Below are 26,043 nucleotides of genomic sequence, written 5' to 3' on the forward strand. Positions count from 1 at the left end.
TTTCATGATACTCTTTCGAATTATTTGTATTGGTAATGATAATCAAGTCAAGGCAGGCTTCCGCTCGCACCTGGGAGGAAGATCGAAGTGCTGGAACAAAAGATTGCCGGGATGGACCTTTGGCATCTCGCGCTGCCCGTCTTGTCGCGCCGCGACCACGGGATCGGGTCTGTTGAGGGCTCCTGCGAAGTTGTGATTGTCCGGCTGCGCAGCGAAGGCGGCGCCGAGGGGTTTGGCGAGGCCTCGACCTGGTCAGTGTTCACCGGCACGCCGGAGGCCAGTCTGGCGGCACTGGACCGCTACATCCGGCCGCTGGTGGAGGGCCGCCGGGTGGCGGATCGCGCGGCGATCATGGAGGATGCAGCCAAGGCGGTGGCCCATTGCACAGAGGCCAAGGCGGCGCTGGAAAGCGCTTTGCTGGACCTGACCGGGCGGATCACCGGCGCGCCGGTCTGGGCGCTGATCGGCGGCAAGTGCCGCGATACCATCCCGCTCAGCTGTTCGATTGCTGACCCGGATTTTGGCAAGGATATCGACCTGCTGCATAGGCTGCGCGCCAACAAGGTGGGGCTGATCAAACTGAAGACCGGCTTCAAGGATCACGCATTTGACATCATGCGGCTGGAACGGATTGCCAAAGACTTCCCCGAGTTCCGGGTGCGGGTGGACTACAACCAGGGGCTCAGTATCGAGGATGCGCCCGCGCAGGTGCGCGATGCGGCGGAATTCAAGCCGGATTTCATCGAGCAGCCGGTGCGGTTCCATCACTTCGGCATGATGGCCAGGCTGCGGGAGATGATTGATGTGCCGCTGCTGGCGGACGAAAGCGTCTTTGGCCCGGAGGACATGGTGCGCGCCGCGCGCGAGGGCATCTGCGATGGTGTCTCGGTCAAGATCATGAAATCGGGCGGGCTGACCCGCGGGCAGACGGTGGCGCGGATTGCGGCGGCCAACGGACTGTCTGCCTATGGGGGCGACATGTTCGAGGCTGGGCTGGCGCATCTGGCGGGCACCCACATGATTGCGGCCACACCCGAGATCCGGCTGGGCTGCGAGTTCTACCAGGCGAGCTATTTCCTGAAAGAGGACATTCTGGAGACGCCTTTCCAGGTCAAGGACGGCCAAGTAGTGGTGCCGGATGGGCCCGGGCTGGGCATCAGGCCGGATGTTGAAAAGCTGAGCCGTTTCGCGGTCGCCAAGAAGGTTGCGGCATGAGCCAGCCAAAGAAAACCGTTGCCATCATCGGCGCCGGCATTGTCGGCGTCTCCGCCGCGATTGAGCTGCAGCGCGACGGGCATCAGGTGATCCTGATCGACGGCAAGGGGCCGGGTGAAGGCACCAGCCACGGCAACGGCGGCATTCTGGCCTCCTGCTCTATCGTGCCGGTGACAGGTCCGGGGTTGTGGAAGAAGGCACCGAAGATGCTGCTGGACCCCAGCCAGCCGCTGTTCATGCGCTGGGGGTACCTGCCGAAACTGGCGCCCTGGCTGATGAAGTACATGAGCCATGCAAATGCAGAGGACACCGCTCGCATCGCGGCTGCACTGGCGCCCATTGTCGGGGACTCGCTGGCGGATCATCAGGCGCTTGCGGCGGGCACCGGGGCGGAGCGGCACCTGAAACCATCGGACTACCTGTTCCTCTACAATGACCGGGCGCATTTCGGCGAGGACGCATTCGGCTGGGGCCTGCGCAAGACGCATGGGTTCCGCTGGGATGAGCTGGAGGGCGCGGATGTCCGGGCCTATGACGGTATCTATGCCGAGGAGTTCGGCTTTGCCGCGCGGCTGAAGGATCACGGGCTTATCCTGGACCCGGGCCGCTATGTGAAGGACCTGGCCGCCCATGTGACGGCCAATGGCGGCCGGCTGATCCAGGCCTTTGCCGAGGATGTGGCCCGCGAAAACGGCAAGGTAACCGGCGTGCGTGCCGGCGGCGAGACCATCCCCTGCGATGCCGTGGTTGTGGCCACGGGTGTCTGGTCCAAACCGCTGGCAGAGAAGCTGGGAATTTCCGTACCACTGGAGGCAGAACGCGGCTATCATCTTGAATTATGGGAGCCTTCGGCGATGCCGAAAGCGCCAGTCATGGTGGCAGCGGCCAAATGCGTGGTGACCCCGATGGAGGGACGGATCCGGATTGCGGGCATTGTGGAGTTCGGCGGGCTGGAGGCCGGGCCGTCGAAAGGCCCGCTTGAGCTGTTGCGCAAGAACGCCCGGCGCATTCTGCCCGGTGTCACCTGGAAACACGAAGAGGAATGGCTGGGCTACCGCCCGGCACCGGCGGATTCGATCCCGGTCATCGGCGAGCTGCCGGGCCTGTCCGGTGCCTTTGCCGGCTTTGGCCACCATCACGTCGGCCTGACCGGCGGGCCGAAGACCGGGCGTCTCTTGGCGCAGATGATTTCGGGGCGCGCCCCGAACATCGACATGAGCGCCTATGATCCGGCACGTTACGCGATTTGAAACCAACCAGTGCCCCTCAAGGGGCCGCAAGCAAACAGGGAGAACACAATGAAGAAACTGACCAAATTGCTGGCCGCCACCGCGCTGACCGCGGCTGCCGCCCTGCCCGCCGCCGCGGAAGTCTGGGATATGCCGATGGCCTATTCGGCCTCCAACTTCCACTCCGCCACCGGTGCTGAGTTCGCCGAATGCGTGACCACCGGCACCGGCGGCGAGATAGAGATCAAAACCCACCCGTCCGGCTCGCTGTTCAAGGGAGCCGATATCAAGCGCGCGGTGCAGACCGGCCAGGCGCCGATTGGAGAGCGCTTGCTCTCCGGCCACCAGAACGAAAACGCGCTGTTCGGCTTTGACTCGATCCCGTTCCTGGCGACGTCCTTTGATGACAGCGACAAGCTGTGGAAGGCCGCCAAGCCCACCATCGAAAACCTGCTGGCCGAGCAGAACCTGACCCTGCTTTACGCTGTGCCGTGGCCGCCGCAGGGGCTTTATTTCAAGAACGAGGTGAACTCGGTCGCCGACATGAAGGGCATCAAGTTCCGTTCCTACAACAATGCCACCTCGCGCCTGGCAGAGCTGACCGGCATGCTGCCGGTGACCATTGAGGCGGCCGAGATCAGCCAGGCCTTTGCCACCGGCGTAGCGGACTCGATGGTCTCCTCCGGCTCCACCGGCTATGACCGCAAGGTCTGGGAGAGCCTGAATTATTTCTACGAAGTGGATGCCTGGCTGCCGCGCAACTACGTGTTCGTGAACTCCGATATCTGGAGCGGCACCTCCGAAGCCAATCAGAACGTGATCAAGGGCTGCGCCAAGCTGGCCGAATACGCGGGCAACTGGCGCGCCAAGGAGTACACCGGCTTTACCCTGCAAGGTCTGCGCGACGGCGGCATGACCGTGGGTCCGGCCTCTGACCAGATGGTGGGTGAGCTGAAGGAAATCGGCGTCACCATGACCAACGAATGGCTGGAAGCGGCCGGTGAAGAAGGCAAGGCCATCGTCGACGCCTTCAACGCCGAGTAATCACTCAGCATGATACGGGCGGCGCTCAAGTGCCGCCCGTTCTTTCATAAAATAAAGCCGATGGGGATGCTATGACTGTGCTCAGGGGGCTGCGCTCCGGTCTCGATTTTCTGTATCTGGCGGCGGGGGTGCTGGCCGCCCTCTGCCTGATTGCCATCCTGGGGCTGATCGTTGTCCAGATGCTGGCCCGCTGGACCGGTGAAGTCTTCCCCGGCGCGCCGGATTACGCTGGCTATGCAATGGCGGCGGCGTCCTTCCTGGCCTTTGCCAATGCGCTGAACCGCGGCAGCCATATCCGGGTGTCAATCCTGCTCAACGCCGTGCCCGAAGGCTTCCGCCGGGTGCTTGAAATCTGGTGCTTTGGCATCGGCACCGCGGTGATGTGGTACTTCTGCTTCTACGCCTACCGGTTCGTCTACTGGAGCTGGAAGTTCAACGATGTGAGCCAGGGCCAGGACCGCACGCCGCTGTGGATGCCGCAAAGCGCCATGCTGATCGGCGCGGTCATTCTGGCCATCGCCCTCACCGACCATTTGTTCCACGTGATTTTCCGCGGCGATCACCGCATCACCCGGGATCTCGAAGATCAGAGCCACGCGGAGTAAGGGAACATGGAAAATATCTCAGTCATCATTCTGTTCCTCTTCGTGCTGTTCACCCTCTTGGGCACCGGCGTCTGGGTTGGTTTGGCGCTGATGGGCGTGGCCTGGGTCGGCATGGAGCTGTTCACCACGAGACCCGTCGGCGACGTGATGCTGACCACGGTCTGGTCGGCCTCCTCCAGCTGGACCCTGACGGCGCTGCCGATGTTCATCTGGATGGGGGAGATCCTTTATCGGACCCGGTTATCGGAGGACATGTTCAAGGGCCTGTCGCCCTGGATGGCGCCCCTGCCCGGCGGGCTGGTGCACACCAACATTGTCGGCTGCACGGTGTTTGCCGCGGTCTCCGGCTCCTCCGCTGCGACACTGACCACGGTGGGCAAGATGTCGATCCCTGAGCTGCGCAAGCGCAACTATCCGGAGCGCATGGTGATCGGCACCCTGACCGGCGCGGCCACCCTGGGCCTGATGATCCCGCCGTCGCTGACGCTGATCGTCTATGGCGTCACCATCAATAAATCGATCACCAAGCTGTTTTTTGCGGGCATCCTGCCGGGTCTGGTGCTGGCGGCGATGTTCATGGGGTACGTGGCGATATACTCCAAGGTCGGCAAGGACTGGAACCCGGACCAGGAAAGCAAGCTGAGCTTTGCTGAGAAGGTGAAGAACTCCCGTTTCCTGGCGCCGGTGATTGCGCTGATCGTCGTGGTGATCGGCTCGATGTACCTGGGCTTTGCCACCGCAACCGAGGCGGCGGCGTTCGGGGTCATCGGTTCGCTGCTGCTGGCACTGGGTCAGGGCTCGCTGAATTGGAAGACCTTCTCTGAGAGCCTGATGGGTGCTACCCGCACCAGCGCGATGATTGCGCTGATCCTGGCCGGCGCGGCGTTTCTGTCCTTGTCGATGGGCTTTACCGGGCTGCCGCGCGGGCTGGCGGATCTGATCGCTGGCTGGGAGCTGACGCGGTTTGAGCTCTTGATGGTGCTGCTGGTGTTCTACATCGTGCTCGGCTGTTTCCTTGACGGTATCTCCTCGGTGGTGCTGACGATGGCGGTGGTGGAGCCGATGATCCGGCAGGCGGGCATTGACCTGATTTGGTTCGGCATCTTCATCGTGGTGGTGGTCGAGATGGCGCAGATCACCCCGCCGATCGGCTTCAACCTGTTTGTGATGCAGGGCATGACCCACCACGAGATGAGCTATATCGCCCGGGCCGCGATCCCGATGTTCCTGATCATGGTGCTGATGGTGTTTGTGCTGATCGCCTTCCCGGAGCTGGCGACCTACCTGCCCAACAACCTCAGGCCGGGACCGGTCTAGGCACATGCTGCGCGCGCTCGCCTTTGCCGCCCGGCACGGGCGGGCCGCCTTGGTCCTGGGGCTCATGGCCGGGCTGCTGCTGCCCGGCCTGGCCGCAGCCCTCCAGCCCTGGCTGCCGGAAATGGTGGCCGGGCTGTTGTTTTTGAACGCCTACCGCATCGGGTTGCGCAAGGCAGCAGGCGGTCTGGCGGACGGCATTGGCACGCTCAAGGCGATTGCCCTGCTGCAGATGGGCCTGCCGCTCCTGGCGCTGGGAGCAGCGTCACTGTTCGGCGTCGCGCACACCCCTGCCGCGGTGGCGCTGATCCTGATGCTGAGCGCACCATCCGTAACTGGCAGCCCCAACATCACCGCGCTGATGGGTCACGCGCCGGAACCTGCCTTCCGCCTGCTGATCACCGGCACTGCGCTGATGCCCCTGACGGTGATCCCGGTGTTTCTGCTGGCCCCCAGCCTGGGCGGTCTGAGTGAGGTGCTGCGTGCCGCCGGGAGGCTGATCGGGGCCATTGGCCTCACCGTGACCGCAGCCTTCCTGCTGCGCCGCATGACACTGCCGGACCTGCGCCCGGATCAGGCAAGGGCAATCGACGGCCTGACCATGATAGCGCTGGCAGTGATAGTGGTCGGGCTGATGGCCGCGCTGGGGCCGGCACTGCGCACGAACCCGCTGCTGGTTCTGCAATGGCTGGGTTTTGCCCTGGCGGCCAACCTGGGCCTGCAAATGCTTGTGTTTGCCGTATTGCGCCGCCGCGCGGGCAGTGGCGCGGTGCCAGTCTCCGTTGTCGCCGGCAACCGGAACTTCGCCCTCTTCCTGATCGCCCTGCCCGCAGCCACGACAGACCCGCTGCTGATCTTCCTCGGCTGCTATCAGATTCCGATGTATCTGACCGCAATCCTGATGAAGCCGCTTTACGGCCGCCAGGATCTCAGGACAGAAACGTGACCCCGGGCATCCGGCGGATCAGCTCGGTATCGGCCAGGTAGGTTTCACCCATCGCATCCACCAGCGGCTGCGACCAGCCCGGCAGGTCGATTTCCTCCTCCACCGCCGCCTCGGAATGGAAATAGGTCAGGAACAGTTCATGCACCCGTTCGCGCTGGTCCTCCGACAAGCCGGGGCGGCTGGACAGATAGGCCTCCAGCCGCTCATATCCCTGCTCGGAGATGATGCCGCGGGTGATGTCAAACTCACCGCTGAAGCGGAAGCTGCTGCCCAGACCGGTCACATGCCCCAGGATACCGGGCCAGATGACCGGCGTCTCCTCATTGCACCAGACGGTCAGGCGGCAGCCCGGGTTGTGCTCCTGAATGTCCGCAACAACATCGGACCAGCGCAGGTTCAAAAAATCCGTGCGTCCGGCGAATTGCTCCCATGTTCTGCCTGACTGCGACCGGAACACCGGTCCGATCAGGGCTGCCGGATCGCGCAGGCCGAGGAAAAATTCGCAAGGATTGCCTGGAAACACACGCCGCAGAGCCGCGGCGTTGCTGCCTGCGTTGCGGAACAGCCGTCCGCCGCTGAGCATCCACCCGGGCACCCCCAGAAAGCCCGAATTGGTCAGAATGAGACGCGACACGTCTTGGTCTTTGACGATGGAAGCCAGAAGCGCTTCGCGTTCCTGATCCGTCAACAGTCCCTTGTGCTGCTTGCGCATCAGGCTGGTAACCGCGGGCATATAGGTCCCGGGACGGCGGATCATGACACCGCGCTCCAGCAGCGGCTGCGCATCCTTGCGCAGCGACCAGGTCAGCTGGCCGTTGTCGGTATTGGGGGCCCCGATGTGAAAGGCGAGGGTTATGTCCCGCATGGTGCTGTCTGCCTGGTTCATTGTCGTGTCCGGCCGCTGCCCGGTATTCTGTCCGCGGTGCCGCTGCCAGCGCGGGCTACAGCCGCGCCTTCATCCGGCGGAAGAACCGGTCGTCCCGCTGACGCAGAATATAGTCGCAGACCCGCTGCGCAAGCCGGGGATGACCGCGGTCCAAGGCCAGACTGGCCAGCTCCCGCTGAAAGCGCGGGAAGCCATGCCGCTTACGCAACAGGCGGTGGAACTGGTGCGGGGTCAGCTCGCCGGAAATGGCACCGCGCGCAACGTCCTGCAAAACACCCATCTGCTGCAGCGAGGATCCGAGCCGGTGCCCCAGCAGCGGGCAGCGCCAGAAGGTGACATTTGCGCCGGTGAACCGGGCGGCATGGGCGGCATCCGGCGCCACATAAGGGTCGAACATGATATGCACATCCCCCGCAGCCCGGCTGGCCAGCGCGGCATCGCCGAAGGGACCGGAAAAGTCCCTGTCCCAGACCTTCTTGTAGCGCATTTCCCAGGGCACAATTTTCTTGTCGAGGGTGGATTGCGGGCTGATCGCAAACACCGTGGACCCCGGCGCCGCTGCGGCATAGGCCGCCGCCGCATACCCGCCCATCGAGGCGCCATAGAACACCACCCGGGAAAACTGCTTGAAAAAACCGCTGTCGCGCAGCGCCTCAAACTTCCGGCTGACTTCCTGGTGGCGGAACCAGGTCCAGCCATTGGCCATCACCCCCAGCATCGACCAGCCCTGCGCCTCTATGAAGCCGAAGCCCCACGGCCGCCGGTCCGCCCGCTTGGTCATTGCGATATCGAGGTTGTCGAAGGTGACCACCAGCGTCTTGCCGCGGGGAACGAACAGAAACGAATGCTCCTCCAGCTCGTCAAAGAAACCTTCCTTGCCGGCCAGCGCCTGCGCGGTCTGCGCCCAGCCTTCGACCGGCTCTGCATCGTCCTGCGGCTCAACAGAGAGCACCGCAAGCCCGTTGGAACCGTCCTGCGGCAGCTTCAGCGTATTACAGCCGCCATAGGAGTTTAAGAACGGGTAGCTGCCCGAGCCCTTGCGGATTTCAAAGACTGCGCGGCTGAGCGGATGCAGCGCCCGGTCCAGCACGTATTTCAGCCTCCGGGGCGCGTGCACAGCGCCAAAGCCATTCAGCGAAATCAGGACATCGTACTGCTTCAGGCTGTGCGGCTGATCGGCCACCCGGACGGCCTCGCGGTCGACCCCGCCCTGTTCCAGCCGGGAGAGATAGTCAGCCAGCTGCTCCTTAGGAAGGGGAACAAAGGTGCCGCTGCTGTCGAGGCTGACAAGATCAATACTGCAGCCATAGCGCTGGTGCAGCAAGACGGCCAAACCGGGGGCCTGGCCATTCACATCCGCAATGCTTTCGACGTCATCCGCATCCAGTGCGGGCAGAACCGTTTGGAAGTCGAAACCGTTATCCAGCATATTTTTTCAGCTGCCATCTTGGGATGCGCCGGAACAGGACCGATCCGCCACGGCTGACCTGCTGATCGTAGCAAAAGCCGCTCTGCGACAGCGCGTCAAAGCAATGCTTTATCCCAATTCTCTTAATTTTTCGCGTATGGATCTCCAGGAATATCTTGTCGATCCCGCTCAGATCCGCCGGCGCGAACAAATCCCGCTCGCCGCCTTCGATATCCACAATCAGCGTGTTGGCCTTGAAGTCCCGGATCAGTTTCGACAGGCGGATGCCCGGAACTTCGATTGCCTTCTGGTAAGGCTCCTCCCCGTCCAGCGAAGACGACCAGAATTGTTCGCGGACATAGAAGGGAACCGGGGCTTCGGCTGCCGCATCGTTCAGGGCAACGCAGTTACGCACCTGCGCTGCCTGCAGGCCGTTCAGTTCGTGGACGCTGCGGATGAAGGCGCAAAGCGTCGGATCAGCCTCGACGCAGAGCACGTTTTCGACGCCGAGACGGACGCCCAGGAAAGAAGAAATAAATCCGATCCCGGCTCCCAGCTCAATCACCCGATCGTCCTTCTCCAGAAACTTCGGGGTGCCGGAGACCTCGTCGAGCTCATAGCGGTCCTTGCGGATTGCGCGTTCGATCTTTGAGGTGATGACGTTCGGGTCCAGCGGGATTTTCACCCCGTGTGTTTCAAGAATTTCCGTCATTTCTGCTGGGCCTCGCGGGTCAGAACGGTGGAGTATTTGCCGTGCTTGGCCAGCACATCGACAGCGCCGAAGCTTTTCATCGCGCCGATACCGCCGGACCCCTTGCGGATGTCCAGCACGATACCGCCGCCCTTGTTGATCTGATTACGGAACAGATCCTCGTAAGTGCCCACAGGATAATGAAACCCGCAGGAAGCCAGGCTGATGACCAGGTCAAAGCCGCCTAGCGCCGCGGTGTCTTCGGCATTGGGGTTGATGGTTGTGATCTTCTCAGCCGGAACGCCGTTCTTCTCAAGGAACGCGCGGGCAGTCTGCAGACTGGTGTAGCCTGCCCCTTCGCCCTGGAAGCCGAAATGGCGGCCATTGCCCTCTTCGATGTCGATCAGCACAATGCCGCATCCATAGCGGCGGTACAGCAACAGGCTGGCAAAGGCATAGCCGCAGCCGATGTCGGCGGCCCGCTTGGGCGCGATGGCATCGGTGGAGCCAAAGAAGAAATTGCATTCCCGTTCCGCAATCCGGATCAACTCCTGCAGGATATGGTCCCGCTGCGCCCGGGCTTCCGCCAGCAGGAGCGCCTCGTCGCCCGCCATCCAATCCCTGATGGTCTGACCGGAGCGAGCCAGCTCTGAGCGCTGCAAAAGAATATTGGCCACGTCCCGGTCGCTGAACATCGAAAAATCCAACGCGGACGGGTCCATCATTTCCGAAGCGGCCTCTTCCGGTCCGGGAGCGGGCTGCAGCAGATGGCGGGTTTTCTCCGCGTTGATCCCGTGCTTGGCCAGCAGTTCGTGCACATAACATCCTTCGGCCGGCACGCCGCCGTATTTGGCCGCGATATTTCGGAAGCGGCGGCCCCAGAAGTGAATCGACAGGGTATCGCTGCGGATATGGCCGCGCGCCTGGCTCGGGCGGTTCGGGTTCAGCACCACCCCTGCCCGCTTGAACGGCACGGGATAGATCACATGGCCCGGACGGGAGTGCGAAACCTCACCGGTTTCCTGCAAAAACCAGGTCAGCGCATCAGGCCCCCAGACGCCCCAGGGCAGCAACGAGACGTGAACCCCCTGCCCGGCCTCCTTGAGCGCCCGCAGCTCCGCCTGTTTCTGCGCGCTGTACCAGGGCGGGATGGGATATTCATCGCTGGTGAACCGCAGCATCGCCTTGAGCGTCTTGGAGGTCTTGGGCAGCCGCAGCACGCCGTTGTTGACCATCGGCTTGTCGTCCGAAATCCACCCGTGGAAGTGCTTGCCCCTGATGTCCCATGGCTGGCAGCAGTAGGCATCGGTATCGGCCCAGATATAGTCAGTCTGGCGCAGCATATGCAGCCGGAAGATATCGGCGTGATACGCCGGGCTGCCGGTTTTCGCGTGGCGGATGATGCGCTCAGCAGGCAGGATTTCATTGGCATCGGCCACGTGCACGCCATCGGGCACGCCCTTGACCTCGTCATAGGTGAACAGGATCACTTCATGGCCATTGTCCAAAAAGGACTGCAGGCAAAGCTGCTCCAGCCAGCTGAGCTCAGCGCCCACCCATAGCGACGCAATCGCCGGAAGTGCCATGATACCTGCCCCTTATCAAACCCAACGCACTGGCCGTCTAACCGCGCCTTATTGTTACCGAAAATTACTCCGGCGCCGGAAGCCCTGTCAATCTGGCGGGCTTTGGAAGGTTCAATGTGTGGTTTCCCCGCGCGCCACCGTGAACCAGAAGTCGCTGTCCGGGTCCTTTTCGGCAATCCCGTCCGGGATCACACCGGGGCCGCTGAGGAAGACATTGGCACCGAAATGCGCGTGCATCCGCGACAGCTTGCGCAGCTTGTCCCCGGTGAGTTCGCGGAACAGTTCCAGCATATCGTCGCGGGTCTTCAGCTCCTTGATCTTCTCGCGGTGCTTGCGGCAGGAGTATTCATGCGCAGCGGCGATATCCGGATCCGCCAGCAGCCGCACCATCTCCGCCTCCAGCGCCGGGATCATCCGCTGGATCGACCGTTCCTCCTCGGCGTTGTTGTTCATGCGGAACCAGTAGGACAGACCCTGGTCCCGGTCCACGTGGTTCACCCGGCCGCGGTCGCGCTTGACCAGGAAGCTTTCGGCGCTGCGCACCGCATAGTGGTTCAGCTGCACCAGGTCATAGCCATAGGTGCTCATCGACGAGCGCCAGCCGTTGCGGAACATCTCCCGCGGCATATCCCGGCCTGAGCCGTTGACCCAGCGGATGTCCTGCCACAGCTGCGGCTTCAGCCCCTTGGGGCGGTGGACCCCGAGTTTCTTGAAAATGCCCGTGTTGCGGAACAGCGTTTTGAAGCCCCAGGCCTGATGCGGCTTGCGGGTCACCTCAAAGGCACAGCGGGTGAATTCCCGGGTGATCAGACCGCCAGTGAAATCGCGCACGTCGTTGTTGCCGAACAGCCGCCAGGTCATCGAGATCATGTTGGCTTCGCCCACCGCCTCAAACAGGTCCGACAGCCGCCCTTCCCCGCATTTGATGTTGATGAACTCATCCACATCCATGCAGACCAGCCACTCAGCATCCCGGATGACCGGCTCTTCCTCCGCCGCCTGCAGGGCTGCGTGCTGCGGTTTCAAATCAGTTCCCCGGAACGGGTTTTCGCGGTGCTGCACAAGGCCCTTTTCCTGCAGCATTTGCAGCATGGTGTCGGTTCCATCGGTGCAATCATTGGTGTAGACGAGGAAATCGTCGACCCCAATGACCCGGTGATAGGCCAGCCATTCCAGGATGAACGGCCCTTCGTTCTTCATCGTCGTGACAATGGCGGTTCTGGGCGTGCCTCCACTGCGCCGGATGGTCTGTTCCCCGGGAATGCGCACGGGGTTGGCGCCGAAATACCCGGTGGCCAGGTCCAGCAGCGCCGGGGTCTCCACGAGGCTGGTTTTCGGCACGATTTTTGAAACGGTGTCAGTTGGATGGCGCAGGGCCATGCAACGGTAAAAACGCAGATCATCCGCCGGATCAGGTTCTGCCCCCACCACGCGGATCAGGCGCCAGATACAGTTCTCTCCGGCCCTGGCCGGTGCAAGGCACCAGCGCGGACGCAAACCGGTGGCGTCGAACTGGGTGCAGATGTGATCGGCAAAGGAAGCCTCGTTCTCCTTGCGCACCCGCCAGGGGTAGGCCTGCACCCCGCCCAGCCGCACACAGCCCGAGGCCGCCGCCGCAGCCCGGTCAAAGGCACCCGGGCCATCGCCGGGCGCCAGCAGATCGAACAGGTCGATGTTGGCAACCGCCCTCGCCCGCGCAAGGAAGCGCGCGCGCAGAATCTCGTAGATCAGAAACTCGCCCAGCGGCGCGCGCCACGGGTCGGCAGGCGGGATCTCCATACGGTCCTTGCCCGGAGCGCCCGGCACGTTGAAGGGATGCGCCTCCTCCGGCAGGCCATCCTTGCCCAGAGGCAGTTTGGAATGCACCACCACAACCTGCCGCAGCCCCTCGATGCTTTCCGCCTGCTCTTGCAGCTCTTTGATGAAGCGGCGGCTTTCCTGCGGCGGAGCCCGGTCCAGGATAACTGCCCCTTGCAGTCCATGCTGTTCGGCATGAAACCGCAGCCATTCGGCTGCGGTCTGGGCTGTTTCGCCATTGCGCACCGCCGCCAGAACATTGAGGCCTGCGAACAGTTCCGTCTCGTCCGGGTGGAGGCTGATGTCGAACTGCGAGCCATCAACGCGGACCGCAACCGTGCGGTGCCCGCCGTCGATTTCTGCGTCCAGGACAGGCGCGCCGCCATAGTTGTGCAATACCGTCTTGCCGGACTGCGAAACTGTATCAAGCCCCTCCCGCCGGGTGCCGGATTTGAAGAACAGGCGGACCAAGCGGCCCGTGCCGCTTGGTATTTCCACCGCGTCCAGCAGGACGGACTGCCCCAAGGACAGTGCAGAAAGCTCGCGTTCAAGGATCTTGCTGTCGCGTTTCCCGTTTGTTGGGCTGGGCATACTGCTGCTTTACGTTATGGCGCTCTTGGCCCCGGCAGACGCGCCTGGAGCATCTGCGCTTATAACCGCCCCGCCGACCTGCCGGAACCGGGAAACACCGCACCCCGCCCGCAATACAGCTCGCAGCTGATATTCCCGCAACACGCCGCCAAGGCCCGCTGCAGCAAGCGGCTGCTTGTTCAGGCTTAATTTTCGGGAAAGTTGGTGCGGTCGAGAAGACTCGAACTTCCACTCCGGTTAAGGAACAGCGACCTCAACGCTGCGCGTCTACCAATTCCGCCACGACCGCACTGTCTTAGGCTTGGTGTAGGGGCGTATAGACCAGCGCGGAAGCGATGTGAAGACGAAAATCGCCTTTTTTAGGCAGAATGTTCCCTACCACCGCCGCCACCGTCTAAGCCGCTGAGAACAGGCGGATAAACCGGTTGCCGCCTTGGCACACAGAGGTTTTGCCTTGCGCCCGGCTGATGCGGTTTCTGAGCGTTTCTTACGCAGAAAGCGCCCGGGCCACTTCCCCGGAATAATCAGATTCCTTCACCAGCCTCTGCAAGCCCCGCCGGGGCAGCCGCACCCCGTCAGAGCTTTCTATAGTCATCAGGCACGATCACATGGCCGGCAGCGATGCCGGCCATGCCTTTGCAAAGCTCCCCTCAATCAGATGAGAAGGACGGCAGCGCCGATGCGCCGCCGGAGGCCTGCACCGGCTGCACCCGGCCGCCCGCCAGCTTGGCCGAGGCTGCGCTGATCAGCTCAGGACGTCCCGGCTGTCCGGGGGCAAACACCGGCGCGGTGCCGCTCTCCAGTGAGATCACCGCCATGCTGTACCACTCCTGCGCTTTTTCGGCCGCGTTCGGGGCACCGAAGCCCAGCGCCAGGTGGTGGCCGATCAGCTCCGCATAGGGCCGTTTGCCGATGCCGGTCAGGATCAGCGCAGCGCCCAGCGCCACATCCATGTCATCGCGGCGGTAGCCGGAGAACAGGCAGATCCCGGCGGTGTTGGCCAGCTGCTCAAGCGACATGCCGGATTGCAGCACGAATTTCTGCACATCGCCCATCACCTCGCCGCTGCCAGCAGTGCCGAGCTTGGCCAGGAAGGGCTGCACCGCAGGGCCGAAGGCATCGCACTGGCTGTCGATCTGCGCCTGGGTGGCCCCTTTGACCTTGCCGGCCTGGGTCTCGCCTGCGTTGATGGCATATGTCCGGGCCAGGCAGAACTGCTCGCCCAGCGCCAGTTCCGGGTCGGTCATGCTGTCGGCCGTCATGAAGCCGCCGTTGGAGCTGGTCAGCAGGCTCACCTTGCTGCAATAGCTGGTCAGCGACGCGCTTTCCTTGGGCTGGTCAAACAGGGTGATGCCGCCCAGCGAAGCGCTTGGCTGTGCGGCAGCGGCGGTCACTGTGCTTCGGGTCTCCTGCGCAGCCTGCACCGGGGCTTCGGCGCCGGCATCCGTCATCCGGCAAGTGCCCTGATGACAGGCAAAGCTGGCGGGCGTCACGCCGCGCGCCAGAAAGTCGTTGCGCTGGTAGCCCTGCGGGGTGGAGGCAAAAACCATCACCGAACAGTTGGAGGCCCCACACCAGAACGAGCTGCCGGAAACCGAGGTGTCCAGCACATAGTCATTGCGGCCGTCGCCATTGAGGTCGGCCAGCTGCATGAAGCCGGTGCGCTGCAAAAGCTGTTCACCGGAAGGCTCGGAGCTGGCGGCGACCTCATCCACCGCGTGGCTGACTTCGGGCGGCAGCCCGCCATAGGTATTGCCGCCATAGCTGCTGCCGGCAGTGCGCAGGCCCGCGGCCTCATCGCGCCAGCTGTGCAGCAGGCCGCGCACGCCCTGCGGGCCCTGCATGGCCTTGATGACCTGCGGGCCGCCGATCTGCGCGCGGTTATAGGAGCTGACAAGGAAGTTGCGCTCATACGGAGCCAGATGGCCGGTCGCCGGATAGCCCATGTGGATCTGATACTGGGTGATGGCCGCGCGTGAGCGCCGGCCCAGAACCCCGTCGGCGGAGCCTGCATTGAAGCCGAAATAGTTTAGCGCGGTCTGGGTTTCTCGGTTTTCAGCCCGGGCCGCGGAATATGCCGGCGCCCGGCGGTAGGTCCGGGTGGTGCTGCGCTGGCGCTGCTTGTTTTTATGAATTTCATTGACGATCACGCCGCCAATGACGCCCCCGACAATTGCAGCGCCCAGATCGTCCGCGGCTGCAGGGCCCGCGGCCGAGGTTGCCAGAAACGCGGCAGCCAAGGCCGGCTTGAGCGGCTTGGTAAACATGATACTTGCCCCCTATGGATACTCGTTACGGAATCAGGATACTCCACAGGCAGCGCTTGCACCTAGGGGTTTTACGGCCGTTTAACCGGCTCACCCCTTGCGCAAGGATGGAAAAGGACAGCTTCGGCCATGGTTGAGTGGATCACATCGGACAGTCTTGTCGAGTACGATCAAGCAGTTGCCTTTATGGAAGAGCGCGCCGCGGCAATCGCTGCGGGCTCTGCGGAAGAGTGCATCTGGCTGGTCGAACATCCGCCGCTTTATACTGCCGGCACCTCGGCCAAGCGCGAGGACCTGACCGACCCGGACCGTTTCCCGGTCTATGAGAGCAAGCGCGGCGGCCAGTACACTTATCACGGGCCGGGCCAGCGGGTGGTCTATGTGATGCTGAACGTCGGCCAGCGCGGCCACGATGTGCGCCGGTTCGTGGAGCAGCTGGAAAGCTGGGTGATCGCCGCACTCGACGAATTCAACATCAAGGGCCACATCCGCGAGGGCCGGGTTGGCGTCTGGGTGGAACGCCCTGACAAGCCGCGCACCGTCTCGGGCGGTATGGCAGAAGACAAGATCGCGGCCATCGGCATCCGCCTGCGCAAATGGGTGAGCTTTCACGGCATCTCGATCAACGTTGAGCCGGAACTGGAGCATTTCACCGGCATCGTGCCCTGCGGCATTACCGAACACGGGGTCACCAGCCTGGTGGACCTCGGGCTGCCAGTCACCATGGCGGATGTGGATGTCGCCCTCAAACGCAGCTTCGGGCAGGTGTTCGGCAGCTAGGCCACTTCCCGCGCTGCGGCAGCGCAATCCTGCAACGCGGTCAGGACCAGTTCCGGGAAGGTGTAAAACAGCAAGGCCCCCGCCTCCTGGCTGACGCACAGCCGGGCGCTTCCCAGGCCGGTCAAAGTTTCCCGCACCGCCTGCAGCGGCGCGACATGATCCTCGCCGCCGTGCAGGAATACCGCACGCGAATTGCGGGCCAACGGCGGTTTGGGCGCACCCTGCCGCATCATCCGCACATCCGTCAGGAACCCGGCCCCGCCCTGCTGCAGGAACAGCGACTGGCTCTGCTGCAGCAACGGCAAAAGCTCCATCTGTGCCAGCATGTCCCTCTCCCGGCTGCCGCGGGCGGTCTGGATCCGCAGCAGGGCCTTGTGGCCGTACCAATGCAGGGCGCCGGGCCAGCCCTTCATCAGCAGCGGCAGCAGCCAGCCGGCCCGCGCGGCGCAGAAAGCTACCAGCCAGGCAAAGCCGCCGAGGCCGGAGAACTGCCGCGGGGACGTGAGCACGCAATTCGAGGCCACCGCCACCAAGCCGCTGATCCGGCTGTGAAGGCGGCTGGCAGCGCTGCAGCCGTAGAGCGCGCCGGCGCGGTGGCTGAGCAGCACGGGGCGCTGCAGCTTCTCGCGGCTGATCAGCGCCTCAAGCTGGCGCACAAAGGCGTCCGCCGGATCCTGCCCGCGCGGCAGCGGGGCTGAGCCGCCATAGCCGGCCCGCATCGGCGCGTAGACCCGGAATCCCAGCGTCCGCAGCTGCGGCTGCAACCGCTGCAGCGGCGCAATGCCGTCCAGCACCCCATGCACATAGATCACCGGCTGGCCGGTCTCTGCACCCAGGCGAAAATACTGAACGCGCTGCCCGCTGCTGTCCTGGAATTCGTCCGCAGGCGGCAGCAGCTCTCCACGGGCGATTTTCAGGTCGCGGGCATGCTCGTTCATCAGGAAGGCCGTCAGCCGGATCAGTTCCGCCGTGCCTGGCGCCCCGGTCCTCACGGCCAGTTGACCCAGCCCATCTGCCACCCTGCCGCCCGGCCCGCCCGCTGCCGCCTTCAGCGGCGCAAGATCGGAGCCGCGCAGGCCGAAAGCGGCGGCGACCGGCCCCGCCGCCTCGCCGGCCCACTCCCAGTCCAGAAGTTCTGCCATCACTGCCGCAGGCCCGCTGCCGTCGCTGTCCGGCCGGACCGGGCGGCACAGGAACCGCTCACCGGGCCGGCGGGCGCCCAGCACCAGCACGTCCTGCCATGAGAATGCCCCCTGACGCACCTGTTCCAAAAAGCTGTACCACCGGTCCGCTGCCGCCGGGGTCAGCCCCATCGCCGCCGGAAGGTCGCTGCATCCCATCATTTGCCGGGCCGCGCGCTGCGAGGCATTGAGCAGCCTGCCGCCGGACCCGGTCCCGGCCAGCAGCCAGAACCGGCTGCAGGGGCCTGAATACCTGCTGGGGTGCGGGCGTCCGGCCTGCGCCCACTGCTGTTCCTGGATATCCGCCGCGCGGGCGAAATGCGCTTGCAGCACGGGCGCCCTGCGCAGACGCTGCAGCGCCCCCTCCGCCGCAGGCAGCCCTTCCGCCCCCTGCGTTACAGAGAAAAACCGGTCAAATTGTTCCGGCCGGAGCATCGTTTCGTAAATTGCGGCCACAACCTGATCCTGCGACAAGGCCTGCGCGCGGTACAAGAGCGTCACTGCGCCCCTCCAATACTACTATTCAGGCCAAAGAGGCAGCGCGCCCCGCAAGCATACGCCCAGAGGCCGGCGTAAAGGCCAGCCTCAATCAGGCAGTCAGCCTGTCAAATGAAAAAAACCCGGCGTTTGCCGCCCCATCCGTTCGGGCAATTGGTGCCGGACCACCCCAATTCTTGGGACCCTATACGCTTGGGCGCGTGCGCCCTCTTTGACATTCAACCAATTTGAGAAACAGCTATGATCAAATCGGACCAAAATTCAATATTTAATTCAAATGTACACGATCCACTGAAAAAACCGGTGTGACGCCGCCGCTGCAACCGGCGGCGTCCCTGGCTCAGGCGCTACCCGCGCGCTCAGGCTTCGGACAATGCCGCGCGGATCTTTTCCGCCTGGTCCTGGATCTGATCCATGTCGCCCATCTGCCCCGGCGGCCGCAGACGGTCGCCCTCCTTGCGCGGCAGCACATGCATGTGCAGGTGAAAGACCTCCTGACCGCCGGCCGCCTCATTGAATTGCTGCACCGTGACGCCATCCGCGCCAAAGGCCTTGATCACCGCATGGGACAGTTTCTGCACCGTCTGCATCACCGCCGCCATCTGCGCCGGGCTGGCATCCAGCAGGTTGCGGCAGGGCGTTTTCGGAATCACTAGCAGATGCCCGTCCGCACGCGGCATGATATCCATGAAGGCCAGCGTATCATTGTCCTCGTAAACGCGGGTCGAGGGGATCTCGCCGCGCAGGAGCTTGGCAAAAATGTTGTCGGGATCATATGCGGGCATGCGCCTGTCCTCCAATATAGCTTTTCCCGGTTGTGCGCGCGCCCGGACGCGAGGTCAAGCGCTGCCGGCACCGGGCACAGCCTGCGGTTTCAAGGCCCTGCGGCAATAAATCTTGATCCAGATCAAACTCCGCCATTGAAGGCCCCGTCGGGCCACACTAAAACTCGCAAGGAATCCAGGCCGCCCGGAGTCCGTCTCCGGGGGCCTTTCGTTATGCAACAGGAGGCACCTTAAATGGCAGACGCAGCCATTCATGGTCACGGCCACGAGGACGAGCGGAGCTTTTTCACCCGCTGGTTCATGAGCACGAACCATAAGGATATCGGCATTCTCTACCTGATCGTCTCGGCGATCGCAGGTCTCATCTCCGTCATCTTCACCGTCTACATGCGGCTTGAGCTGATGGATCCCGGCGTTCAGTACATGTGCCTGGAGGGTGCGCGCATGTTCGCAGACGCCTCCGCGGAATGTACTCCGAACGGCCACCTCTGGAACGTGATGATCACCGCTCACGGCATCCTGATGATGTTCTTCGTGGTGATCCCGGCGCTGTTCGGCGGTTTCGGCAACTATTTCATGCCGCTGCAGATCGGCGCGCCGGACATGGCCTTCCCGCGCATGAACAACCTGTCGTTCTGGATGTATGTCGCAGGCACCTCGCTGGCGGTCCTCTCGGTTGTCTCCCCGGGCGGCAATGACCAGCTGGGCTCCGGCGTGGGCTGGGTTCTGTACCCGCCGCTGTCCGTGAACGAAGGCGGCTACTCGATGGACCTGGCAATCTTTGCCGTGCACGTCTCCGGCGCGTCGTCCATTCTGGGTGCGATCAACATGATCACCACCTTCCTGAACATGCGCGCCCCGGGCATGACCCTGTTCAAGGTGCCGCTGTTCTCCTGGTCGATCTTCGTCACCTCCTGGCTGATCCTGCTGTCGCTGCCGGTTCTGGCTGGCGCCATCACCATGCTGCTGATGGACCGCAACTTCGGCTTCACCTTCTTTGACGCGGCAGGCGGCGGCGACCCAATCCTGTATCAGCACATCCTGTGGTTCTTCGGCCACCCGGAAGTGTACATCGTGATCCTGCCGGGCTTCGGCATCATCTCCCACGTCATCGCCACCTTCGCGCGCAAGCCCGTGTTCGGCTACCTGCCGATGGTCTGGGCGATCATCGCGATCGGCGTGCTGGGCTTTGTCGTGTGGGCGCACCACATGTACACCGTCGGCATGTCGCTGAACCAGCAGGCCTACTTCATGCTGGCCACCATGGTGATTGCGGTTCCGACCGGGGTTAAGGTGTTCTCCTGGATCGCCACCATGTGGGGCGGCTCCATCGAGTTCAAGGCACCGATGATGTTCGCCTTCGGCTTCCTGTTCCTGTTCACCGTCGGCGGTGTGACCGGCGTGGTGCTGTCGCAGGCTTCCGTCGACCGCGCCTATCACGACACCTACTACGTGGTTGCGCACTTCCACTACGTGATGTCGCTGGGCGCCGTGTTTGCGATCTTCGCAGGCGTCTACTTCTACTTTGGCAAGATGACCGGCCGCCAGTACAACGAACTGGGCGCCCAGATCCACTTCTGGATGTTCTTCATCGGCGCCAACCTGACCTTCTTCCCCCAGCACTTCCTGGGCCGTCAGGGCATGCCGCGCCGTTACATCGACTACCCGGAAGGTTTCGCCTACTGGAACAAGATCTCCTCCTACGGCGCGTTCCTGTCCTTTGCCTCGTTCCTGCTGTTCTTCGGCGTGGTGATCTATTCGCTGCTGCGCGGCGCCCGCGTCACCCAGAACAACTACTGGAACGAATACGCGGACACCCTGGAGTGGACCCTGCCCTCCCCGCCGCCGGAGCACACCTTCGAAATCCTGCCCAAGCAGGAAGAGTGGGACCGCTCGCATTCGCACTAAGCGGCTGAGACCCTGATTTTCAAAAGGCCCCGGAGCAGACTGCTTCGGGGCCTTTTTCATGACGCCCGCCTGGGGTATCAACACGGTGGAAATCCGGACTTTCCGCTACATCATTAAGAGAGACACGCAGTTTTCAGCAGGCGCAATCCGATGCCCTACAACTGGACCCGACCGCAAACCGGTGCCGAGCGCGAGCTGCACCTTTGGCCGCATCAGTCGCTGCCGCCGCGCGGCTATGCGCGCTTCCTTGGCCTCACAGCGGTGCTGATCTGCGTGCCGCTGATCCCGGTGCTGGGCTCCGTCCTGCTGTGGGGGCTGCTGCCGTTCCTGCTGCTTGCATTGTTCGGCATGAAATGGGCGCTGGACCGCAGCCGCCGCGACCATCAGATCCTCGAAGTGCTGACCATCGGCCCCCAGGACGCCCGCCTGGAGCGTATCAACCCGGACGGCAAACGGCAAAGCTGGCACTGCAACCGCTACTGGGCCCGGGTCGAGATGCACGACCACGACGGCCCGGTGCCGCATTACGTCACCCTGCACGGCTGCGGCCGCGAGGTGGAGATCGGCGCCTTCCTGTCAGAGGAGGAGCGGGTCGCGCTTTACGGCGACCTCAAGTCCGCCTTCACCCGCTGAGCCGCACAAGAAAAGGCCCGCTGAAACGGGCCTGCTCTTTTCATCTTTCCCGGAAATACTCCCGCCGGAGGCAGCGCGCGCAAGCGCGCACGGCTGATCAGCAGCCGCCTTTGCTGCAGAGCTGGTCCTTGACCAGGGGCCCGGCTTTGCCGAAATCCATCTGGCCGGTGTATTTCGCCTTCAGCGCAGCCATCACCTTGCCCATGTCGCGAATCAATTCGGCACCGGTCTCAGCCACTGCGGCGGTGATTGCGTCGGCGGCCTCCTCGTCGCTCAGCTGCTGCGGCAGGAATTCCTCGATGATGGCGATTTCGCCCAGCTCCCGCTCCGCCAGGTCCAGCCGCCCGCCTTCCTCATAGGCGCGGGCGCTTTCCTTGCGCTGCTTGGTCATCTTGCCCAGAATGCCCAGGATTTCCTCTTCTCCGATGCCACCCTCCTCGCCATCGGCGCGGGCGGCGATTTCCCGGTCCTTGATCGCAGCATTGATCAGCCGCAGCGTACACAGCCGCTCCGCCGCCTTGTCTTTCATCGCTTGCTTCAGGGCCTGATTGACCCGGGTGTGCGTATCCATACTCAAAAGCATCCCCATGGTTGCCGGACACTGATGGTTATCCATTCTGTCTCTGCTGTGCAAGTTTACAGTAAATTTTCAGAGCCGGACCCCGCGTCAGCCTGCCCGGCCCTTGCAGGCTTGACCCGCTGCCGCGCCCCCCTTACAAGCCCATGAATTTCACCCGCATGGAGACTCGCGCAATGGCCGCTTCCGCCCCGACCAAGCCCACCGCATGCCTGGCGCTCGCTGATGGCACCGTCTTTTACGGCACCGGTTTCGGCGCCACCGGCGAAACCGTGGCCGAGCTCTGCTTCAACACCGCGATGACCGGCTATCAGGAGATCATGACCGATCCCTCCTATGCCGGCCAGATCGTCACCTTCACCTTCCCCCATATCGGCAACACCGGCGTCACGCCGGAAGATGACGAGACCGCCGATCCGGTGGCCGCCGGCATGGTGGTGAAATGGGACCCGACGCTGGCGTCCAACTGGCGCGCCACCGAAGAGCTGAAGGAGTGGCTCACCCGCACCGGCCGCATTGCCATCGGCGGCGTCGACACCCGCCGCCTGACCCGCGCAATCCGCCAGCAGGGCGCGCCGCATGTGGCGCTGGCGCATGACCCCGAGGGCAACTTCGACATTGAGGCGCTTGTCGCCAAGGCGCGCGGCTGGTCCGGCCTGGTCGGTCTCGACCTGGCCAAGGACGTGACCTGCGCGCAAAGCTACCGCTGGGACGAAATGCGCTGGGCCTGGCCCGACGGCTATGCCCGTCAGGAAGCCCCCAAGCACAAGGTTGTCGCCATCGACTATGGCGCCAAGCGCAACATCCTGCGCTGCCTGGCCAGCGCGGGCTGTGACGTGACCGTTCTGCCCGCCACTGCGACCGCGGAAGAGGTGCTGGCCCACAGCCCCGACGGCGTGTTCCTGTCCAACGGACCGGGCGACCCGGCGGCCACCGGTGAATACGCCGTGCCGATGATCCAGGAAGTGCTGAAGGCGGATCTGCCGGTCTTCGGCATCTGCCTGGGCCACCAGATGCTGGCGCTGGCACTGGGCGCCAAGACCGTCAAGATGAACCACGGCCACCACGGCGCCAACCACCCGGTCAAGGAGCATGCCACCGGCAAGGTGGAGATCACCTCGATGAACCACGGCTTTGCAGTGGATGCGCAGACCCTGCCCGAGGGCGTCGAAGAATCGCATGTCTCGCTGTTCGACGGCTCCAACTGCGGCATCCGTATTGCCGGCAAGCCGGTCTTCTCGGTGCAGCATCACCCCGAAGCCAGCCCCGGCCCGCAGGACAGCTTCTACCTGTTCGAGCGCTTTGCCGAGGCGATGGCCGAGCGCAAATCTGCATAAAAAAGCTGTTAACCATGCCGCCCGGCAGCATGGTTAACGCCGCATTTACCAATTCTTAAATCCCCGCCGCCAGCCTGACAGCCTCGGGTATCAGTGTTGCGGGCAGGCGATGAGGTTCTTGTCAAAGCCGCTGCCGCCGCCCCGGCCGCCGCAGCCCGTTGGGGAGCCCTCCCCGCAGCCGCGGCCCCCGGAGGACAGCGGCAGCATGATGAAGGCGCTGGTTCTGCGCCGGCACCAAAAGGCGGCGCTGGGGCGGGCGCTGGTGGCGGAGGAGCGCGCCAGCGAAGACCAGGTGCAGGACGCGCTGGCCAGCCAGTACGGAATGCCGCGCGCCGATCTGACCGGCCAGGTCGCCAGCCCTCGGCTGCTGGCCCGCAAGCCCGCCGGCTTCTGGCTGCGCAATTGCCTCCTGCCCTGGCTGCAGCTCGGCCAGACCCTCACCGTCGCTGTCGCCCATCCGGACCTGTTCGAGGCGGTCCGGCAGGACCTGGAAGACAGTTTCGGATCTGTCACCCCGGTGCTGGCAGGCGAAGCGCAAATCACAGCGCTGCTCGCCAGCCATTTCAGCCCCGCCCTGGTGCGCGAAGCCAGCAGCAGTGTTGCGCTCCGGCTCAGCTGCCGCAGCCTCAATCCCGCCAGGGGCCGCGCCCTCGCCGCTGGCTGCGCCCTGCCCGCTTTGTACTTCTGCTGCATAGCTCCCGCAGCAGTATTTACCGCTCTCAGCCTGCTGGCCCTCTTCTCGGTCCTGCTGTTCTCGAGCCTGAGGCTCTGCGGGCTGGCGGCTCATTGGTCCGCGCGCGCTCGCTGCCGCCTCACTCCGCTCCCGACGCCTGCCGCCCGCCGGGCGGGCAGTGCGGAGCGGCCTGTCATTTCGGTCATGGTTCCCCTCTACAAGGAGGCCGAGATCAGCCGCGCCCTGCTGTCGCGCCTCAGCAAACTCAGCTACCCCCGGGCCTTGACCGACGTGATCCTGGTGCTGGAGGCGCATGACAGCGTCACCCGGACAGCGCTGGAAAACACCCGCCTGCCGCCCTGGATCCGGGTGGTTGAGGTTCCGGCCTTCGGCGGGCTTACCACCAAGCCGCGGGCAATGAACTATGCACTGAACTTCTGCCGCGGCCAGATCATCGGTGTCTGGGACGCCGAAGACGCGCCCGAGGCGGACCAGCTTGATAAAGTGGCAGAGGCCTTTGCCCGGGCGGACAGCAAGACCGCCTGCGTTCAGGGCGTGCTCGACTATTACAACCCGCATGCCAACTGGATCTCGCGCTGCTTCACGCTGGAATACGGCAGCTGGTTCCGCATCGTTTTGCAGGGCATCGCCCGGCTGGGCCTGGTGGTGCCGCTGGGCGGCACCACGATGTTCGTGCGCCGCCAGGTGCTGGAGAAGCTGGGCGGCTGGGACGCCCACAACGTGACTGAGGATGCCGACCTGGGTGTCCGCCTGTACCGTGCGGGCTACCGCACCGAGATGCTGCCCAGCACCACCTACGAGGAGGCCAACTGCCGCCCCTGGCCCTGGGTCAAGCAGCGTTCGCGCTGGCTGAAGGGGTTCATGGTCACGTATCTGGTGCATATGCGCCAGCCGCTGCGGCTGCTGGCCGACCTTGGCTGGAAACGTTTCCTGGGATTTCAGGCGTTCTTCCTGGGCACGCTTGGGCAGTTCCTGTTTGCGCCGCTCCTGTGGTCGTTCTGGCTGATCGCACTGGGGCTGCCGCACCCCAGCGAAGGCGCCGCACCGCCGCTGCTGCTGAGCCTGGCGGCGGCGGCGCTGGTGCTTTTCGAACTCCTGGGCTTACTCATCTGCGTCACCGCCGCCCGGGCGATGGGCCGCCCCTGGCTGGCCATCTGGGCACCTGCAATGATCTTCTACTTCCCGATGGGCGCCCTCGCCGCCGCCAAGGCGGCTTATGAGCTGCTGGCCCGGCCCTTTTTCTGGGACAAGACGGCGCATGGGGTCAAACGGGCCGCCAAACCCCGCCACGGACGCCGGTTCAACAGGCTTATCCCCGCCCGCTGGCGTCCTGCTTCAGCCGGGTCATGAAGGCAATCGAGATGTGATCCTTCAGCGCCTGCCCCGCAGCTTCCTCGTCTCGGCGGCTGATCGCCTCGACAATGCCCTTGTGTTCGGACTGGGCAATTTCGCTGCGCCCCTCGGCTGCCAGCGATGTGGTCGCCATCAGCGCCATGGTCCGGTGCACCAGATCCAGCTGCTGCACCAGATAGCGGTTGTGCGAGGCCAGATGGATCTGCTCATGGAAACGGCGGTTGGCCTTGGACAGTTCCGCCGGATTGCCGATCAGCGCGTCGTCCGCCTCGACCATCTCCTTCAGCACCTTGATCTCTTCCTCGGTGGCATGGCGCGCCGCCAGCCGCGCCGCGAGCCCCTCCAGCTCGCGCCGCACCACATAAAGCTCCGCCATCTGGTTGTGATCCAGCGAGGCCACGATCAGCGACCGCCCGTCACGCTCCAGCAGCGATTGCGTCTCCAGCCGCTGCAGCGCCTCGCGGATCGGGGTACGCGACACGCCAAACCGCTCGGCCAGGTCGCTTTCCACCAGCCGGTCGCCCGGTTTGTAGATCCCCGAGTCGATCGCCTCGAGGATCAGCGCATAGGCATCTTTCTGGTTGCTGCGGCTCTGGCTCATTGTCTTTCCCGTCTGTTCCGATCCGCCAATCTCTACAGCCCAAGGGGCAGCAATCAACCCTGATGGCGCTAATGTGCTGAAAACCCGCAGGCAAAATGCGCTTTTGATTGCAATCCC

General features: G+C 63.8%; 20 protein-coding genes, 1 tRNA gene and 1 pseudogene. 11 read left to right on the forward strand and 11 right to left on the reverse strand.

Annotated elements, in window-relative coordinates; genetic code table 11:
- Positions 1–87: 87 nt before the first annotated feature.
- The 6 genes from ACXAED_RS03060 (at position 88) to ACXAED_RS03085 (ending at position 6,353) form a co-directional block, all read left to right on the forward strand.
- A complete protein-coding gene (locus ACXAED_RS03060) occupies positions 88–1,215 on the forward strand; it encodes an enolase C-terminal domain-like protein (protein WP_475046791.1) in 1,128 nt (375 codons plus the stop codon).
- Positions 1,212–2,465: an NAD(P)/FAD-dependent oxidoreductase gene (locus ACXAED_RS03065; RefSeq protein WP_475046792.1), complete on the forward strand. Its 1,254-nt coding sequence runs from the start codon at positions 1,212–1,214 to the stop codon at positions 2,463–2,465. Before ACXAED_RS03060 ends, ACXAED_RS03065 begins: the two co-directional genes overlap by 4 nt.
- Before the next feature lie 48 nt (positions 2,466–2,513).
- Positions 2,514–3,488, forward strand: coding sequence for a TRAP transporter substrate-binding protein (locus ACXAED_RS03070; protein ID WP_475046793.1), 975 nt, complete (start codon positions 2,514–2,516; stop codon positions 3,486–3,488).
- A 71-nt stretch (positions 3,489–3,559) separates the two neighbouring features.
- Positions 3,560–4,093, forward strand: a complete 534-nt coding sequence (locus tag ACXAED_RS03075; protein ID WP_475046794.1) for a TRAP transporter small permease — start codon at positions 3,560–3,562, stop codon at positions 4,091–4,093.
- A gap of 6 nt (positions 4,094–4,099) precedes the next feature.
- The gene (locus ACXAED_RS03080) at positions 4,100–5,410 is read left to right on the forward strand and encodes a TRAP transporter large permease (protein ID WP_475046795.1); all 1,311 of its coding nucleotides are present in this window, start codon (positions 4,100–4,102) and stop codon (positions 5,408–5,410) included.
- A 4-nt stretch (positions 5,411–5,414) separates the two neighbouring features.
- The gene (locus ACXAED_RS03085) at positions 5,415–6,353 is read left to right on the forward strand and encodes a hypothetical protein (RefSeq protein ID WP_475046797.1); all 939 of its coding nucleotides are present in this window, start codon (positions 5,415–5,417) and stop codon (positions 6,351–6,353) included.
- Here ACXAED_RS03085 and ACXAED_RS03090 read toward each other — a convergent pair.
- From ACXAED_RS03090 to ACXAED_RS03120, 7 genes are all read right to left on the reverse strand, one after another.
- Positions 6,337–7,239 (reverse strand): hypothetical protein, encoded by a 903-nt coding sequence (locus ACXAED_RS03090; RefSeq protein WP_475046799.1) that lies wholly within the window; start codon positions 7,237–7,239, stop codon positions 6,337–6,339. The two genes, ACXAED_RS03085 and ACXAED_RS03090, sit on opposite strands and share 17 nt — an antisense overlap.
- Positions 7,240–7,294: 55 nt before the next feature.
- On the reverse strand, positions 7,295–8,668 hold the full coding sequence (locus ACXAED_RS03095) for a hypothetical protein (protein ID WP_475046800.1): 1,374 nt from the start codon (positions 8,666–8,668) through the stop codon (positions 7,295–7,297).
- Complete coding sequence (locus ACXAED_RS03100) at positions 8,658–9,359, reverse strand: FkbM family methyltransferase (RefSeq protein WP_475046802.1); 702 nt, start codon at positions 9,357–9,359, stop codon at positions 8,658–8,660. The genes ACXAED_RS03095 and ACXAED_RS03100 overlap by 11 nt, the downstream gene beginning before the upstream one ends.
- Positions 9,356–10,924: a class I SAM-dependent methyltransferase gene (locus tag ACXAED_RS03105; protein ID WP_475046804.1), complete on the reverse strand. Its 1,569-nt coding sequence runs from the start codon at positions 10,922–10,924 to the stop codon at positions 9,356–9,358. Before ACXAED_RS03105 ends, ACXAED_RS03100 begins: the two co-directional genes overlap by 4 nt.
- Before the next feature lie 111 nt (positions 10,925–11,035).
- On the reverse strand, positions 11,036–13,312 hold the full coding sequence (locus ACXAED_RS03110; RefSeq protein ID WP_475046806.1) for a glycosyltransferase family 2 protein: 2,277 nt from the start codon (positions 13,310–13,312) through the stop codon (positions 11,036–11,038).
- A gap of 202 nt (positions 13,313–13,514) precedes the next feature.
- Positions 13,515–13,601: transfer RNA gene (locus tag ACXAED_RS03115), tRNA-Leu, on the reverse strand.
- Positions 13,602–13,962: 361 nt separating this feature from the next.
- Positions 13,963–15,579, reverse strand: coding sequence for a peptidoglycan-binding domain-containing protein (locus tag ACXAED_RS03120; protein WP_475046808.1), 1,617 nt, complete (start codon positions 15,577–15,579; stop codon positions 13,963–13,965).
- Positions 15,580–15,651: 72 nt separating this feature from the next.
- On the opposite strand from ACXAED_RS03120, the pseudogene lipB reads away from it, so the two are divergent.
- Positions 15,652–16,359 (forward strand): annotated as a pseudogene (gene lipB, locus ACXAED_RS03125) (lipoyl(octanoyl) transferase LipB); the annotation flags it as partial.
- On the opposite strand, the gene ACXAED_RS03130 reads toward lipB, so the two are convergent.
- Positions 16,356–18,041 (reverse strand): alpha/beta hydrolase, encoded by a 1,686-nt coding sequence (locus tag ACXAED_RS03130; protein ID WP_475046810.1) that lies wholly within the window; start codon positions 18,039–18,041, stop codon positions 16,356–16,358. The pseudogene lipB and the gene ACXAED_RS03130 sit on opposite strands and share 4 nt — an antisense overlap.
- Positions 18,042–18,397: 356 nt before the next feature.
- Positions 18,398–18,823 (reverse strand): HIT family protein, encoded by a 426-nt coding sequence (locus ACXAED_RS03135; protein ID WP_475046811.1) that lies wholly within the window; start codon positions 18,821–18,823, stop codon positions 18,398–18,400.
- Between the two features lie 234 nt (positions 18,824–19,057).
- Between ACXAED_RS03135 and ctaD the strand changes: the two genes are divergently transcribed.
- Entirely contained in the window at positions 19,058–20,731 is a 1,674-nt protein-coding gene (gene ctaD / locus ACXAED_RS03140) for a cytochrome c oxidase subunit I (protein ID WP_222504053.1), read from the forward strand.
- Positions 20,732–20,881: 150 nt separating this feature from the next.
- On the forward strand, positions 20,882–21,364 hold the full coding sequence (locus tag ACXAED_RS03145; protein ID WP_475046813.1) for a DUF2244 domain-containing protein: 483 nt from the start codon (positions 20,882–20,884) through the stop codon (positions 21,362–21,364).
- Positions 21,365–21,461: 97 nt separating this feature from the next.
- Here ACXAED_RS03145 and ACXAED_RS03150 read toward each other — a convergent pair whose 3' ends face one another.
- Entirely contained in the window at positions 21,462–21,935 is a 474-nt protein-coding gene (locus tag ACXAED_RS03150) for a GatB/YqeY domain-containing protein (protein WP_475046815.1), read from the reverse strand.
- 182 nt (positions 21,936–22,117) lie between these two features.
- Between ACXAED_RS03150 and carA the strand changes: the two genes are divergently transcribed.
- Both carA and ACXAED_RS03160 read left to right on the forward strand, forming a co-directional pair.
- A complete protein-coding gene (gene carA, locus ACXAED_RS03155) occupies positions 22,118–23,278 on the forward strand; it encodes a glutamine-hydrolyzing carbamoyl-phosphate synthase small subunit (protein ID WP_475046817.1) in 1,161 nt (386 codons plus the stop codon).
- Positions 23,279–23,483: 205 nt separating this feature from the next.
- Positions 23,484–25,322: a glycosyltransferase gene (locus ACXAED_RS03160; protein WP_475046819.1), complete on the forward strand. Its 1,839-nt coding sequence runs from the start codon at positions 23,484–23,486 to the stop codon at positions 25,320–25,322.
- Here the strand turns inward: ACXAED_RS03160 and ACXAED_RS03165 are convergent.
- A complete protein-coding gene (locus ACXAED_RS03165) occupies positions 25,282–25,926 on the reverse strand; it encodes a GntR family transcriptional regulator (protein ID WP_475046820.1) in 645 nt (214 codons plus the stop codon). The two genes, ACXAED_RS03160 and ACXAED_RS03165, sit on opposite strands and share 41 nt — an antisense overlap.
- Positions 25,927–26,043 lie beyond the last annotated feature (117 nt).

It is taken from the genome of Leisingera sp. ABM4_103 (genome assembly GCF_056158685.1).

Coding starts and splice junctions, on each gene's coding strand:
- ACXAED_RS03065 (WP_475046792.1), top strand. CDS start 1,212: ATGAGCCAGCCAAAGAAAACCGTTGCCATCATCGGCGCCGGCATTGTC.
- ACXAED_RS03070 (WP_475046793.1), top strand. CDS start 2,514: ATGAAGAAACTGACCAAATTGCTGGCCGCCACCGCGCTGACCGCGGCT.
- ACXAED_RS03075 (WP_475046794.1), top strand. CDS start 3,560: ATGACTGTGCTCAGGGGGCTGCGCTCCGGTCTCGATTTTCTGTATCTG.
- ACXAED_RS03080 (WP_475046795.1), top strand. CDS start 4,100: ATGGAAAATATCTCAGTCATCATTCTGTTCCTCTTCGTGCTGTTCACC.
- ACXAED_RS03085 (WP_475046797.1), top strand. CDS start 5,415: ATGCTGCGCGCGCTCGCCTTTGCCGCCCGGCACGGGCGGGCCGCCTTG.
- ACXAED_RS03090 (WP_475046799.1), bottom strand. CDS start 7,239: ATGAACCAGGCAGACAGCACCATGCGGGACATAACCCTCGCCTTTCAC.
- ACXAED_RS03095 (WP_475046800.1), bottom strand. CDS start 8,668: ATGCTGGATAACGGTTTCGACTTCCAAACGGTTCTGCCCGCACTGGAT.
- ACXAED_RS03100 (WP_475046802.1), bottom strand. CDS start 9,359: ATGACGGAAATTCTTGAAACACACGGGGTGAAAATCCCGCTGGACCCG.
- ACXAED_RS03105 (WP_475046804.1), bottom strand. CDS start 10,924: ATGGCACTTCCGGCGATTGCGTCGCTATGGGTGGGCGCTGAGCTCAGC.
- ACXAED_RS03110 (WP_475046806.1), bottom strand. CDS start 13,312: ATGCCCAGCCCAACAAACGGGAAACGCGACAGCAAGATCCTTGAACGC.
- ACXAED_RS03120 (WP_475046808.1), bottom strand. CDS start 15,579: ATGTTTACCAAGCCGCTCAAGCCGGCCTTGGCTGCCGCGTTTCTGGCA.
- ACXAED_RS03135 (WP_475046811.1), bottom strand. CDS start 18,823: ATGCCCGCATATGATCCCGACAACATTTTTGCCAAGCTCCTGCGCGGC.
- ctaD (WP_222504053.1), top strand. CDS start 19,058: ATGGCAGACGCAGCCATTCATGGTCACGGCCACGAGGACGAGCGGAGC.
- ACXAED_RS03145 (WP_475046813.1), top strand. CDS start 20,882: ATGCCCTACAACTGGACCCGACCGCAAACCGGTGCCGAGCGCGAGCTG.
- ACXAED_RS03150 (WP_475046815.1), bottom strand. CDS start 21,935: ATGGATACGCACACCCGGGTCAATCAGGCCCTGAAGCAAGCGATGAAA.
- carA (WP_475046817.1), top strand. CDS start 22,118: ATGGCCGCTTCCGCCCCGACCAAGCCCACCGCATGCCTGGCGCTCGCT.
- ACXAED_RS03160 (WP_475046819.1), top strand. CDS start 23,484: ATGATGAAGGCGCTGGTTCTGCGCCGGCACCAAAAGGCGGCGCTGGGG.
- ACXAED_RS03165 (WP_475046820.1), bottom strand. CDS start 25,926: ATGAGCCAGAGCCGCAGCAACCAGAAAGATGCCTATGCGCTGATCCTC.